Raw genomic sequence first — 14606 nt, 5'->3', positions numbered from 1 at the left:
TCGTCAACGGGCGCCGCAAGGCGCCCGTTTTGTTTGTGTGCTGCGCCACCAAGGGCCCAAACCGCCGAGGTGGCGGGTTATGGGCTAAATTCAGTCCATGGGCATTCGTTCCTTCGCCGCTGACCTGTTGCCTGCCGCCCTGCTGGGTCGGCCCCATCTGCTGCCAGTCTTGGCCCCTGCCGTGGGAGCCAAGCCGCAGGAGATCACCACCTTTGCCGAACTGGCCGACAAGCTCGGCTATCTGAGCAAGGCCGACCTGAAGAAGGTCCGCGACGCCTACAAGTTCGCCGACGAGGCCCACCTCGGCCAATACCGGGCCAGTGGCCAGCCCTACATCACCCATCCCATCGCGGTCGCTGGACTGGTGGCCGACTGGAAGCTCGACGCCCAGGCCCTGATGGCCGCGCTGATGCACGACGCGATGGAGGATTGCGGCGTCACCAAGGTGGAGTTGATCGAACGCTTTGGTGCGCCTACCGCCGAACTGGTGGACGGCCTGACCAAGCTGGACAAGCTGCAGTTCTCGACCCGCGAGGAAGGCCAGGCCGAGTCCTTCCGCAAGATGCTGCTGGCGATGTCGCGTGACGTGCGCGTCATCCTGATCAAGCTCTGCGACCGGTTGCACAACATGCGCACCATGGATGCGATGCGCCCGGACAAGCGCAGCCGCATCGCCCGCGAGACGCTGGACATCTACGCCCCCATCGCCCACCGGCTGGGTCTGAACCAGACCTACCGCGAGTTGCAGGAGCTGTCCTTCTCCTACATCCACCCCTGGCGCTTTGCGGCGCTGCAGAAGGCCGTGCTGCGGGCCCGCGGCTACCGGCGCGACATCGTCTCCCGAGTGCATGACGACGTGGTCGAGGCCTTCAACGAAGCCAAGATGAAGGCGGAGATCAGCGGCCGGGAGAAGACCGTCTATTCCATCTACCGCAAGATGGAAGAGAAGCGTTCGGGCTTCGCCAAGGTCAACGACATCTTCGGCTTTCGCATCATCGTGCAGACCCTCCCGGAGTGCTACCTGGCCCTGGGCGTGCTGCACCAGCTCTACAAGCCGGTGCCGGGCCGCTTCAAGGACTACATCGCCATTCCCAAGCCCAATGGCTACAAGTCGCTGCACACCACGCTGGTGAGCCCCTTGGGCACCTCGGTGGAGTTCCAGATCCGCACCGAGGAGATGCATGCCGTTGCCGAGGCCGGCATTGCCGCGCACTGGCTCTACAAGGTGGGCCAGGAGGCCAACCCGAGCGACGTGGCCCAGCGCCTGGGCGCCCTGTGGCTCAAGTCCCTGCTGGACATCCAGGACGAGACCCGCGACGCCGGCGAATTCCTGGAGCACGTGAAGATCGACCTGGTCCCCGATGCGGTCTACGTCTTCACCCCCAAGAGCAAGATCCTGGCACTGCCCAAGGGCGCCACGCCGGTGGACTTCGCCTACGCCATCCACTCCGACGTGGGCGACCGCTGCGTGGCAGCCAAGATCAACGGCGAGGCCGCCACCCTGCGCACCGCGCTCAACACCGGTGACGTGGTCGAGGTCATCACCGCCAGCAGCGCCCGCCCCAACCCGGCCTGGCTGAACTTCGTGCGCACTGGGCGCGCCCGCTCCAAGATCCGGCATTACCTGAAGACGCTGGAGAACGAGGAAACCCAGGCACTGGGCCAGAAGATGCTGGCCCAGGCGCTGCGCGCCGAGGGCCTGCCCCTGCCGCCGCAGGAACCGAACAATGGCAAGCCCTCGGTCTGGCCCACGCTGCTGCGCTGGAGCGGCAACCGCACCCCGGCCGACCTGCTGACCGACGTCGGCACCGGCAAGAAGATCGCCACCATCGTGGCCAAGCGCATTGCCCAGTTGTTGCGTGAACAGGGCCAGGTGCCCGACGCCGTCACGCTCAGCCTGGGCCGCTACAGCAACGACGACAACGCCCCCAGCCAGGGGCTGGTCGTGATCGACGGCTCCGAAGGCGCGTCGATCACGCTGGCCCACTGCTGCCGCCCCATCCCGGGCGATGCCATCGTCGGCTACCTGGGCCGGGGGGAAGGCCTGGTGGTGCACACGGCCGACTGCCTGGTCGGCAAGCGCCTGTTCGAGCGCGACCGCGAACGCTGGATGCAGGTCGAGTGGAGCGAGGAGCCCACCCGCCTGTTCGAGACCGCGGTCAGCATCGTGATGCGCAACGGCAAGGGCGCCCTGGCCCAGGTCGCCCAGGCCATCAGCAGCGCCGAGGCGGACATCACCCACATCGACATGGGCGACGAGGCCGTGGGATCCACTGCCGAGATGCGCATCCTGGTGAGCGTGCGGGACCGCCAGCATCTGGCCGATGTGCTGCGCACCCTCAAGCGCAGCCCGGCCGTGCTGAAGGTCCAGCGGGTCAAGCCGGTCTGAACCGGCACCGGCCCTTGGCGGCTCAGCCGGCCGCGGGGGCTGGATACCGCACCGCCAGCACCTCCAGCGTCTCCTGCCCGCCCGGGGTGGTCAGGGTGACCTCGTCGCCCTCGCGGGCCTTCAGCAGCGCACGGGCGATCGGCGACACCCAGCTGACCTCGCCGGCCAACTGGTCCACCTCGTCCACGCCCTTGATCGTGATGGTTCGCTCCTCGCCCTTGCTGTTGGCGTAGGTCACGGTGGCGCCAAAGAAGATCTGGTCGTTGCCGTGGTGGGCGGAGGGATCGGCCACCTCGGCCAGGTCCAGGCGCTTGGTCAGGAAGCGGATGCGGCGGTCGATCTCGCGCAGGCGTTTCTTGCCATACAGATAGTCGCCGTTCTCGGAGCGGTCCCCGTTGGAGGCCGCCCAATGGACGATCTCGACGATTTTCGGGCGCTCGACATCGATCAGGTTCAGCAGTTCGGCCCGCAGCCGGGCATAGCCAGCCGGCGTGATGTAGTTCTTGGTGCCCGCAGGCAGCGGGGGCAGGCCACCGGTGTCGTCGTCGTCATCGGCGCCATCGGTCTCCTTGGTGAAGGCCTTGCTCATCTCAGGGTTCACAATCAGGTCAGGACATAGCGCACAGGCTGGGGGGCGGGTGGCAGATCGGTCTCCCCCAAGGCCTCGCGCAGGCTGGTTTCGATGGTGACACAGAGCGCGTCCAACGGCAGGTGGTTCAGCTGGGTGCCAAAGGGGTCTTCGATCTCGTCACCCAGCGCATCCAGCCCGAAGAAGGTGTAGGCCACCAGCCCCACCACCAGCGGCGTCAGGCCATGCAGGGTGTCCACCAGGCCGAACGGCAGCAGGAAGCAGTAAATGTAGGCCGTGCGGTGCAGCAGCAGCGTGTAGGCGAAGGGGATGGGCGTGCTGGCGATGCGCTCACAGCCGGCCGCACAGCCGGCCAGCTCGGCCAGCCGGTTTTCCATCGTGGCGGCCAACTGGGGTTCCAGCCGCCCCTCGCGCACCCACTGCCCCAGGCCCTGTCCGGCTTCCTGCAACAAGGCGGCCGGCACATTGCGCTTGCCCGCCAGCCGCGCAGCGGCGGCCTCGTCCAGACAGCGGGCCAGATCACCCCGGGCCGAACTGCCACGCAGTTGGTGCCGCAGGGCGTGGACCATGGCGGCCACGGTCATCACCAGTTGCCGCCGGCTCGGGCCGGCCGAGGCCTCGCCCGGCGCAGGATAGGTCATCACGCCCCGGGCCCAGCTGCGGCAGGCGTGGACCATCTCGCCCCAGAGCTTGCGGCCTTCCCAGTAGCGGTCATAGGCCGCGCTGTTGCGAAAGCCCAGGAAGATCGCCAGCGCCAGGCCGATCAGCGAGAACGGTGCCGTGGTGACTTCGATCTTGTGGTCCAGGAACTCGCCATGCACCCCCGTGACCAGCACGGCGAACAGCACATTCACCGCCAAGGCGGGCAGGATGCTGGGCAGCACCGAGCCACGCAAGATGAAGAACAGCGCCAGGCCGTGCGGCCGCTCGCGAACGATCATTTGCCGGCGGCTTGCGGGTACTGGGCCGCCGCTTCGCGCAGCCGCTGTGCCACCTGGCGCGCCAGCGCCGCCGGGGCCGTCACCTTCACCTGGGGCCCATGCCGCAGGATGTCCATGGCCAGCTCGGTCGCGTCCGCAAACGGCAGCTTCATCTCCAGGCAGCCATCGGCCAGGGTGCGCAGCGTCTGCCGCGGGTGCCATTCCTCCAGAGACACCCACTGGGCCGCCTCGGGCGTGAACACCAGGTTCGCCCACTGGACGGCCTTGCCACTGAAGATGCCGTAGCCACTGTCCAGCTCGGTCTCGACCGTCTTCACCGCCACGTCCTTGGCCCGGCTGTCGAGCACCTTGGCCGAGCGCACCGCATCCAGCGCGAAGCGGCGCAGGCCATCGCTCTGGTGGCACCAGGCATCCAGGTACCAGGTGTTGCGGTAGTGGATCAGGCGCTGCGGCGACACCTCGCGCTGCGATTCGCTCTGCTTGGCCCGGGTGAAATAGACGATGTCGAGCCGGCGGCGCTTCAGCAGGGCGCTGCCGATCGCCTCGAACCAGCGGCTGGGCACGGGCCGGCGGGCCGGATGGACGATCTTGACCCGCTTCATCAGCTCCTTGGACTCGGACGCCGTGGTGCCCAGCATGCCGTTGAGCTTGTCCAGCAGCGGCTGCAGATGCCGCCCCAGCACCCCGCCTTCATCCAGCCCGGCGATCAGCTGGTGCATGGTCAGCAAGGCCAGGATCTCCGATTCGCTGAACCAGACCCCCGGCAACTGGTGGGCCGTCTCGCCCAGGGCGGCCTCCCCTTCGAACTTGTAGAGGTTGTCGAACCGGTCATAGACGATGGGGGCGTCCATCCGGTCGCGCAGGTACTGCAGGTCACGCTTGAGCGTGGCGCGCGACACCTCCAGCTCGTCCATCAGGGTCTCGAAATTGACCCCGCCGCGGCTCTTGATCAGCAGTTCGATGCGGTAGAAGCGTTCGGTCCGGTTCATGTTCTCAGCTCATGGGATGAGCCATCAGCTTACCCCAAAAGAGGGGATTTCCTTCCGCCGGCAGGGCCGCGAAATGAGGTTTCAAGGCTCACGCCATGAGCTCATGGCCTCGCACACTGACCTCCAGGCTGACGGACATGGGGTCCGCCACCCGCCCGGCGGGCCGAACCGCCGACGAGACCTTGCCAAGGAGCACTCACCATGGCCCAGACCTCTTTCGCTTTCGACGAACTGCCCGTCACCGCGCCTGTTGGCCGCCCCCGTCCGGCCGACGCCGCGGAGATCGCCGATCCGTCCTTCCAGACCGGCTACGGCATCGGCTGGGACCACGCCCGCCACGGCCAGGTGCCGCCGCCCCGGCACCTGCTGCCCGGGCATCCGGTTCGCCAGGGTTGGCAGGCAGGGCGGCGCGCCTTTGCCCGCCGCACGCTGGCCGCCCACGCTGGCGTGCCCCTCTGGCTGGGCCTGCGCCTGGAGGCCTGGGAGCGCAACCTGGCCTTCGAGGAACTGCTGGTCACGCCCCGCTTCCTGGCCCAACTCGTCACGCCCCGGTGCCCGGTCGCCCGGGAGGCCCTCGCCGCCGGACAGGGCCGGGTGGTCCGGCTGAACCAGGCTGCTGGCTATGCCGCGGGCAACCTGGTGATGCTCTCTGAACGGGTGGCAAAGGTGCTGGAAGGCCTGGACCTGGCGACGGCCCAAGCCACCGCAGCGCAGGCTCGTGCCGCGGAAGACGGCCTGTGCCAGCAGTTGAGCGCGGCCGAGTGGGACCGCCTGGCCACCCTGATCTCACTGGCCACGCCCTTGGCACCGGAACAGGCGGCCACCCTGCCCTTGCGCGCTCTGCCGCCCAACCGGGTGCGTGTGTTGAATCCGGTCCAGGGTCTGCAGGCCTGGGTCACGTTGCAGGTGGAGTTGGATGGCTGGAGCCAGCGCATGAACCGCTTCGCCACCCTGCTGCCCGAGACGGCCCGTCCGGCCTTTCGGGTCTTCGTCGGTGGGCTGCTGCCCCGGGTCTGGCAGGCGGGACGCCCGCTGGATGCCCAGACCCTGCGGGAGCGTCTGGAAGATGCCTGGTGCGACGAGCGCGTGGTGCGCCGATGGCGGCGTCTTGCCCAAGCGCTGAGCCAGGCCGACATCGACCGGCTGCTCGACTCGGCCGTCACCCTGGGCTTGAGCGGGCGGCGCCTGTGCGGCCATGCCCAAGCAGCCGCCACCGAGGGCTGGGCCCTGGGCAGCCGGGGTCGGGTGGACGACGTCGCTGCGGCGACGCCAGTTCAGTTCAGGCCGATGCCGTGCAGGAAGCTGTCCACCGCCTCGGTGTAAGCCCCGGCCTCACCCAGGCGTTTGTTGACGTCGGCATGGGTCATGTCCAGCGGCAGCACCGTGGCCTTGCCGCCCAGGGACATCACCCGGTCCGCAAAACTGCGCGCCTGCGGACAGGAATCGGACCGCTTGGTGGAACACACCAGCATGAACGGTGCGGGCGCCTTGCGCAGACGGTCGATGGGGGAGGTCTGGCGCCAGAAATTGCGGTCGCTGCCGAACACCTTGTCATAGAAGCTGTAGTGCTTGTCTTCCATGGTGCGGGGCACATCCATGGACGCACTGTCCAGCGACACTGTGCCCAGCCAGGGCCGTGCCCCCTTGCCCAAGGCCATGCCGGGGTCGGACGCGATCAGCGACACCAGATGGGCCCCGGCCGAGTGCCCCATCAGCACAAAGCGGGTGGGGTCGCCGCCCCAGTCGGCCGCGTGTTTCTGGGCATAGACCAGGGCGTTGACGACGTCGTCCGCCTGGGCCAGCACATCCGCCTTCGGCAGCAGCCGGTAGTTGGGGCAGACGACGACATAGCCCTTGGGAATCCAGTGGGTGATCTTGTTCATCACCACATTGCTGGTGGACTTGTCCCCGATCATCCAGGCACCGCCGTGCACCATGAAGATCACCGGCAGCGGCGCATTGCCACTGCGGTTGGCGGGCAGATACACGTCCAGACGCTGGGCGGGATCCGATCCATAGTTGATGTCCAACTGCCCCTTGACGAAGGACGGCAGCGTCAAGGGCTCGGACTTGCCCTCCCCGAACTCACCGCTGTCCTGCAAGGCCTCCAGACGACGGGACAGCATGCGGTCCATGATCGCATCGCGCAGCGGCCCCCCGAAGACCGGCGTCACCAGCAGGCCTCCCAATGCGGCCAGAACCCATCGTTTGCTACGGTCTTGCATGGTGTTCCCCTGCACAGGATGGTGTTGCACATGCCACGTCCAACGCGGGGGCATGGCTTGGCGGTTGACACGGACATGTGAGTTTCAGTCTCCGGAAGAAGCCAGAAAGACCTCGCAGCCCCCGCGCGGATTCGGCACATACCGGTCCCCTCCCAGCGGCATGATCTTGGGCCCGAAGGGGTTGGCCGTGCCGATGAACATGCCGTGTGGCGTGGACACCAGCGTGCGCAGCCCCATGTTGTACGGATTGCCCATGCCATTGGTGGTCACCGGCACCCAGTTCACGCCGTCATAGCTGCGATAGAGGTCGAAACCGCAGGAATGTTCCATCAGGAACTCGGGCGTCAGCTTGTTGACGATGTTGGTGAAAGCGGGCGGCCAGCGCCGGCGGTTGGCATAGCCCAGCACCGAACTCCACTCGAAGGTGCCCATGTAGAGCCAGCCCTCGTGCGCGCACATGCGCCAGAAATAGCCGTTGAAGAAGTTGTCGAAGCCCGGCAGCCAGCCCGACAGGGCTTCCTTGCGGCCGATCGGCGTGTCGCGGCTCTCGCCCACCAGCAGGTCCCAGTGGCCATCCGGCGCGATGCGGATCATCTCCGGCGGCGCCGGACCGATGCGGTTCTGCGTGTCGACCCCACCGCCCTGGATGCCACCGCCCACGTAGAGATGGCCCTTGAACGGATACAGGCTCAGCACGCACTGATTCAGCGGCCCGCGATAGGCGCCCTTCTCGACCACCTTTTCCCAAAGGTAGGGCTTGGGGCCGTCCACCGTGCTGCGCCAGATCTGGAAACCTTCCAGGTTGAAGGTGCCCACGTAAAGGTGGTCGCCGAAACCGGCCATCTCGAAGATGGTCTTGTTGCCCGCGTCACCAAAACCGAAGTCGGACACCGGTTCCCACTCGCCGCTGCCAGGGTCGGTGCTCTCGTAGACCACCGAGTGGGCCGAGACGTTCGGGTTGCCGCCGCGTGAGCCCGCTGGCGTGGTGAACATGCGGCCCTTGAACGGCACCATGGTGCGGATGGTGGTGACCGGCAACCCGCCCAAGCCCGGCTCGCAGGTCGGCTCGAAATGCCGGCCATCGGTAGACCGCAGGATGTTCGGGCCCGGCCCACGGGCAGGGGACCAGGTGCTCACGAACAGCTCAGGCTCTGCCGCGGGCGTGGGCTGGTAGACCACCATGCCGCGAAAGCCCAGTTCCCGGGGAATGGGCTTGCCGTGGCTGCCAATGATCGTCGGCGCCTTGAACACCTTCTCCCAGCTGTTCTCGGCAGGCGTGTAGCGCCAGATCTCGGCGTGCATGTCGAGATCGAAGGGGCTCTCCGGACACTCGACCGGCCACACGTCCATGCCGATCGGCAACCGGGCCTTCATGAAGGGGAAATTGCCCCGAGTGGTCGCGACGTAGAGATGGTCCTTGTAGTAGGCCATCGAGTGCGCATAGGCATTCAGTCCGTCGCCAAACCCCCCGTGCGCGATCAATCGGAAATCACGCTGGCTGAATCCCGGATACGTTCCCAGCTTGTTAGACGGCCGCCGCACTCTGTTCTTCCGTTGCCATGGCCGCCATGAAGGAGGCCAGCAACTGCTCGGCCTCCTCCCGGCTGGCGGCCGGCCCCACACGGGCCTGTTCACGTGTCATGAAATACCAAGCATCGCCGGACTGGATGATCCGGTCGCAGCGGAAGTAGTTCTTCTGAATCTCGCCTGCCCGTTGGCGAGGTCGGGCCTGGAACTCCCCGCCCCAGAAGCGTTCGCAGCCGTGGATCAGTTCCTTGGGCCGTGACGAGGGAAAGAAGTGCCCCCCATCGGGCACCCGCCGAAACACCGCATGGCTCCAGACCTGCAGCAGTTCCCGGCCAGTCAGCCGCGCCTGCGAATGGTCGCCATACATCGCCATGATCGGGAAGCTCAGCTTGCGCAAGGCGTCCAGGCGCAGCCCGTCGTCGGCCCCCATCAGCTCCTGGCCTGCATCGGTCTGGTCCATCAAGCGGATCCACTGGCTGGCGGTTCGGTTGCCGTACTTGCCGATGAAGGGGCTCACCAGCTCGGCCAGGGCCGGCGGCACCTCCTCGCTGCGCAGCTGCAGATGCGCCACCTCGGTCAGCAGCTTGTAGCCAAAGTACGGGTCCCGCGTGTCCAGATGGATGTTGTGGGCGTGGAGGATGGCCTGCATCTCCTCGCCGAACTGCCCGGCCTCCCATTGACGCTGGTGCCGGGCGGCCGCGATGTGGGTGTCGGCCAGCACCAGGCTGCGAAACCGCTCAGGGGCTTGGCAAGCGGCGTTGAGGGTGATCACGCCGCCATAGCTGTGCGACAGGAAATGCGCTTTCTCGATGCCCAGATGGTCCAGCAAGGCCAGCAGGTCCTGGGCCTGCTGGGGCGGCGTGTAGCCGCCGGGCGTCATCTCGGAGCGGCCATGGCCCCGCAGGTCGTACAGGGTGACGCGAAAGCGCTGTGAAAACACCGGGGCATAGTGGAAATACCAAAATGCCAGATTGGTGGCGAGACCGTGCACCATCACGAGGTCTTCGACCTCACCCTCGGCGTTCTGCGGCTCCATCTGAACATAGTTCAGACGCACACCATGGACTTGTGCGACAGGCATGACGGCTTACTCCACCTCAGGACAGCTCGGCGCGGTGGCTCTGCTCGACTGCCAAGGCGATCACGGATTGCGCATCCCGATACAACGACACCTCCACCTGCATCGTGTCGTGCATCACCTGAGCATTCTGCCCCGCGGCATCCAGAAACCGAACCTCGAATTTCTCCGGCTGTCCCTGCAAGCCCGTTCCCAGACACTTCGCCGCCGCTTCCTTGGCGCACCACAAGGCCAGCAGATGCTCGCTGTGCTGCCCAGCAGGAATCGCGCCAAGCGCCGAGCGTTCCTGCTCGCTCAGCGAGGCGGCGAACAGTTCCGGGCTGCGGATGCGGCCCCATTGCTCGGCATCGACCCCGACCGGCACCTGCGGTGGGTTCACCGCCACCACGCTGCCCCAATCGTTGTGGGTGAGCGAGATCTCCGGCGCGGCGATCAGCCGATCCCGCCACTCGCCGTCCACCCAGGGCGCCCCCAGCGCGTCATGCCGGACCACGATCTCGGACGAGTACAGCCACTCCCCGGTCTGCTGGGCGATCCAGTAGCGCACGGCCTCCTTGATGCAGGCGCGGCCCAGCAGCCACTGCCGCTTGTGGCGGGTGTTGCCCGTCAACGCGGCCCACGCCTCCCGCTCCTCGGCACCGAGGTAGATGTGGGCCAGGATGCGCAGGAAGATGTTGGCCGACTGGCTGCAGAAGTCCTCCGGCAGGTGCTCCAGCGCCCACACCAACGTGCCGCGCTCGGCCCCAGCGGACATGGCTTGCCCCAGCCAGCCGTTCAAGGGGTCACGTCGGACCTGGTAGAAGCGATTCGGCACCGCGAAGAAGACGTTCACCAGGTTGTGCACCCGCACCAGCGGTTGCCCTTGCGCGTCCAGGCACTCGAACTGCCAGGCCCGCGGTGCCGTCACCGCATTGCTCGAGGGATCCAACGAATGCTGGCGTGCCAGCAGGCGCAGCTGTGGCAGATCGGCCGGACAGGGCGTGTAGAGCTCGATCCGGTCGATGGTCGACGGGAAGCAGTTGAAATCCGTGCCCACGAACTGGGCGATCCAGTAGGCCGCCAGCTGGCCCATGGCGTCCAGCAGCACCGGGTTGAGCACCAGCTGGGTGGGCTGGCCCGGCACAAAGAAGTCGCGCAGACTCACCGGCGAGAGCTGGCAATCGATGCCAGCGTCGTCCCAGCCGTCGATGTGGGTGATGCTCTGGAACACCGGGCCATGGAACATGCCGCAGGTGTAGAGCTCCTCGTCATTCCACAGCGAATTGCGCCATTCGGTCAGGGGCGTCAGGCCGGGCAGTTGCCAGACCGGCTGGAACAGGAACTCGCCACTGACCAGCTTGCCCGAGGGACCGGACAGCACCGCCGCATAGCGCTGCTGCGTCGCGTCGACCACGCGGGCCTCGACGGTCAGCTCCACCTCGCCATCATCCAGCGCGATCCAGTCGAAGGCACGGACATGCTCGATCACGGTGATGTTGACACTGCCGGCCAGGGCCGCGCAGGCCTGGGCCATGATCTCCAGGCTGACCATCATGGGCACACAGGACAAACCCAGCACCGCGTCCTGGGGATCCACCCGCCCCGACAGCACATGGTCGCGCAGGAAGTTGTCGCGCGCCAGGCTCAGCGCACTGCGGGCCACCAGATGCTCGGCGTCCTGCTCGACGATCTCGTCCAGGAAGCCCGTGGCGGCGGCGACCGGGTCCACGGCCGCAGCCCCTTCGCCGTCGAAGGTCTCGGGCTGAAAACGGTTCATCACCGACTGCTGCTGGGCCAGGAAACCCCGCATCACGTCGAAATACTCGCCCATGACCTGCTGGCGCAGTGCCAACTCGGCATCCTCAGTGGCTTCCACAGAGGCCGCGGCGAAGGCAGGTTCTGTCGATACGGCGGGCACTGCTGCAACGGTCGATTCGGCAGGTCCGGCCACCGCCTGCACCACCGCGGGGGCGGCCAGCGTCCCCAACTGGACGCGCTCCGCCTCAGTCAGGTGCATCTGCGGCATGGTGTTGTTCAGCAGAATGCCCTTGGCCTTGGGCACCGACAGATCGCCCAGCGGCACCTGCGCGAGCGCGCGCTGCTCGAACAGCTTGCCCAGCGATACCGGCTTGCGGTTGACCCAGAGCTGGCCCAGCACCATCAGGAACTGGTCCACGCCCGGGCGCTTGCGCTGGTTGGTGGCCACGGCCACATACTCGCGCCCGGCCAGGATGTCGTTCACGAAGGCGGTCAGGTTGGCCGAGGGGCCGACCTCGATGAACCAGCGCACGCCCTCGTCGTGCATCTTCTGGATCGTCTCTCGGAAGCGCACGGTGGTGGACCACTGCGACGCCGCCGTCTGGCGGATGGCCGTGGCGCCATCCGGGAACAGGCCAGTGGTGGCGCAGGAGTACAGCGGCACGCGGGGCGAGCCCAGCTTGATGGCCTTGTAATACTTCAGGAAGGCCTTGGTGACGGTGTCGAAGGCCGGCGTGTGGTAACCGCGGTCAAAGGGCAGCGGCATGCAGATGGCGCCGGCCTGGGTCAGGCGCTGCTGCAGCGTGGCCATCACGTCGACGTCCCCATACAAGATCACCTGGTTGGCGCAGTTGTCCATGGCCACGACCACGCCCGGGCCGCTCTCGGCCAGGTGCTGGTCCAGACTGGGCCGGTCCATGGCGCCCACGGCCAGCAGCGCGCCGGTCGGGATCGAGCCGTTGGCCAGCTCTTCGCGGTAGACGCGGTTGAGCTCGCGGATGAACTCCGCCAGCTCCTGCGACGAGGCGGCCGGAATGGCCCCCGAAGCCGCCAGGGCCGACGACTCGCCGGAGCTGTGACCCAGCATCACGTCAGGCTGCACACCCATCGTGCCCAGCAGGGCGTTGAGCGCCTGGGCCCCGACGAACACGGCCTCGGAGCCGACGTCCATGTCATGCATGCGCCGCTCGAGCTCAGCCCGGCGCTCCTCGCTCAGCCCGGTAGGCGGCGGGAAGGCGATGTCGGTGCGACGCTCGCCCGGCACATCGGGGTACAGGCCGCACCAGAAGTCCAGCCAGTCGCGCACATCGTCGAAGCACTGGGCCATGTCCGACAGCATCGCGCTGTACTGCGAGCCTTCACCCGGGAAGATGAAGGCCAGCTTACCCTCCAGCGGCTGTGCGCTGTAGAACATGCCGCCGCGGGTGGCCCAGGAAGTGGCGCCACCGCTGCCCAGCTTCTTGAGGGCCTGTTGCAGCTGCTTGTTCAGCCCGGCGGCGTCGCTGGCAACGATGGCCAGGCGACAAGCGCCCTCGCCCACCTGACCAGCCAGGGAAGCGGCGATGTCGCCCATCGACAGATCGGTGCGGGCCGTGAGCCAAGCCTGGACCTGCGCGATGCGCTCGACCAGGGCTTCGGTGGTATCAGCCGCCAGCACGCACAGCTCGGACGGCCAGGGCAGGCAGCGCGCCGGCTTAGCGGCGGCCACGGGCGCCTCTTCCAGCACGGCATGGGTGTTGATGCCACCGAAACCAAAGGAGTTCACCCCGGCGCGGCGCGGGGCGCCCTGCGGCGTGATCCAGGGCCGCGCTTCGTTGTTGACGTACAGCGTGGTGTCGTCGATGCCCAGCTCGGGGTTGACCTCGCCGCAGAGCATCGGCGGCAGCACCTTGTGGTGCAGGGCCAGGGATGCCTTGATCAGCCCAGCCATGCCCGCCGCCGGGATGGTGTGGCTGATCATGGACTTGACCGAGCCCAGGGCGATGCTGCCCTGCGCCGCCGTGCGCGCGCCGAACACCGACTTGAGCGAGGCGATCTCGGTCTTGTCGCCCAGCGGGATGCCTGTGCCATGGGCCTCCACCAGGCCGACCGTGGACGGGTCCACGCGGCTTTCGGCATAGGCGCGTTGCACCGCCAGCGATTCGCCTTCCATGCTGGGCGCGAGCAGACCGGTGCCCCGGCCGTCACTGGACTGGCCCACGCCACGCAGCACCGCATAGATGCGGTCGCCATCGGCCAGCGCCTCGTCCAGCAGCTTCAGCACCACGATGCCCAGGCCTTCGCCCAGCAGGGTGCCGTCGCTGCCCTTTTCAAACGGACGTACCTTGCCACGGCCGCTGAGGGCGCCGAGCTGGGTGAAGATCACCGCCACCTCAGCCGGCAGGGAGGCGTTGACGCCGCCCGCGATCATCAGCTTGCTGCGCCCCAGGCGCAGCTCATCGATGGCAGCGTTGACCGCCAGCAGCGAGGACGAGCAGGCCGCATCCACCAGGTAGTTGGGGCCCTTGAGGTTCAGGCGGTTGGCGATGCGGCCAGTCATCACATTGGGCACCAGGCCCGGGGCGATGTCGGGCGTGGCCGCCGGCAGCTTCTTGACCAGCAGCGTGCGCACCGATTCCAGCTGCTCCGGCCCCAGGTGGGGACAGGCCGCCTGCAGGATCTCCAGCGTCTGATCGACCACGATGTGGTTCTGGATCAGCGTGCCCTGCCCGCGGTGCAGGTAGGTGCTGTGGCCCAGCACGATGCCGGTGTCGCGGTGGTCGTAAGACGGATCGAGGTAGCCCGCGTCCTTCAAGGCCTCGGCTGCCACCTTCAGGGCCAAGAACTGGTCCGGCTCACCGCCGTCCAGCGAGCTCGGCATGATGCCGAACTCACGCGGGTCGAAGCGGTACAGATCCCTCAGGTAGCCGCCGTAGGGCGTCTTGATGCGACCGCTGTCCAGATAGCGCTGGGCATCCCAGGAATCCACCGGCTCGGAGATCGCGTCCACCCCGCCGATGATGTTGCGCCAGAACGCCTGCAGATTGGGGGCCTGCGGGTACATGCAGGCCATACCGATGATGGCGACAGGCGCCGGGGTGGATGCGTTCCCGCTCACGGGGACTCCTTGGGAAAGATCGGTCATGGCAACG

9 protein-coding genes are annotated in these 14606 nt (G+C 67.2%); 2 read left to right on the top strand and 7 right to left on the bottom strand.

The window, feature by feature from the left end:
• Positions 1 to 97 precede the first annotated feature (97 nt).
• Positions 98 to 2389, top strand: coding sequence for a RelA/SpoT family protein (locus KGA65_RS00255; protein WP_225861135.1), 2292 nt, complete (start codon positions 98 to 100; stop codon positions 2387 to 2389).
• Between the two features lie 22 nt (positions 2390 to 2411).
• On the opposite strand, the gene greB is transcribed toward KGA65_RS00255, so the two are convergent.
• The 3 genes from greB to KGA65_RS00240 are packed head-to-tail and all read right to left on the bottom strand — an operon-like array spanning position 2412 to position 4908.
• Positions 2412 to 2978 carry a transcription elongation factor GreB gene (greB, locus tag KGA65_RS00250; RefSeq protein ID WP_225861134.1) on the bottom strand — a complete coding sequence of 189 codons (567 nt, stop codon included), beginning with the start codon at positions 2976 to 2978 and terminating at the stop codon, positions 2412 to 2414.
• A gap of 14 nt (positions 2979 to 2992) precedes the next feature.
• Positions 2993 to 3919, bottom strand: coding sequence for a bestrophin family protein (locus tag KGA65_RS00245; RefSeq protein WP_225861133.1), 927 nt, complete (start codon positions 3917 to 3919; stop codon positions 2993 to 2995).
• The gene (locus KGA65_RS00240) at positions 3916 to 4908 is read right to left on the bottom strand and encodes a helix-turn-helix transcriptional regulator (RefSeq protein WP_225861132.1); all 993 of its coding nucleotides are present in this window, start codon (positions 4906 to 4908) and stop codon (positions 3916 to 3918) included. Before KGA65_RS00240 ends, KGA65_RS00245 begins: the two co-directional genes overlap by 4 nt.
• 201 nt (positions 4909 to 5109) lie before the next feature.
• Between KGA65_RS00240 and KGA65_RS00235 the strand changes: the two genes are divergently transcribed.
• Positions 5110 to 6231 (top strand): hypothetical protein, encoded by a 1122-nt coding sequence (locus KGA65_RS00235; RefSeq protein ID WP_225861131.1) that lies wholly within the window; start codon positions 5110 to 5112, stop codon positions 6229 to 6231.
• Here the strand turns inward: KGA65_RS00235 and KGA65_RS00230 are convergent.
• The 4 genes from KGA65_RS00230 to KGA65_RS00215 form a co-directional block, all read right to left on the bottom strand.
• On the bottom strand, positions 6183 to 7133 hold the full coding sequence (locus KGA65_RS00230; protein ID WP_225861130.1) for an alpha/beta hydrolase: 951 nt from the start codon (positions 7131 to 7133) through the stop codon (positions 6183 to 6185). The genes KGA65_RS00235 and KGA65_RS00230 overlap by 49 nt on opposite strands.
• An 84-nt stretch (positions 7134 to 7217) precedes the next feature.
• The gene (locus tag KGA65_RS00225; RefSeq protein WP_225861129.1) at positions 7218 to 8564 is read right to left on the bottom strand and encodes a hypothetical protein; all 1347 of its coding nucleotides are present in this window, start codon (positions 8562 to 8564) and stop codon (positions 7218 to 7220) included.
• A 94-nt stretch (positions 8565 to 8658) separates the two neighbouring features.
• The gene (locus tag KGA65_RS00220) at positions 8659 to 9741 is read right to left on the bottom strand and encodes an alpha/beta fold hydrolase (RefSeq protein WP_225861128.1); all 1083 of its coding nucleotides are present in this window, start codon (positions 9739 to 9741) and stop codon (positions 8659 to 8661) included.
• 16 nt (positions 9742 to 9757) lie between these two features.
• Positions 9758 to 14572 (bottom strand): type I polyketide synthase, encoded by a 4815-nt coding sequence (locus tag KGA65_RS00215; protein ID WP_225861127.1) that lies wholly within the window; start codon positions 14570 to 14572, stop codon positions 9758 to 9760.
• Positions 14573 to 14606: the final 34 nt, after the last annotated feature.

Source organism: Ideonella benzenivorans (assembly GCF_020387415.1).
Taxonomy (GTDB): domain Bacteria; phylum Pseudomonadota; class Gammaproteobacteria; order Burkholderiales; family Burkholderiaceae_C; genus Ideonella; species Ideonella benzenivorans.
This window is presented reverse-complemented; position numbering and strand designations above follow the sequence as displayed.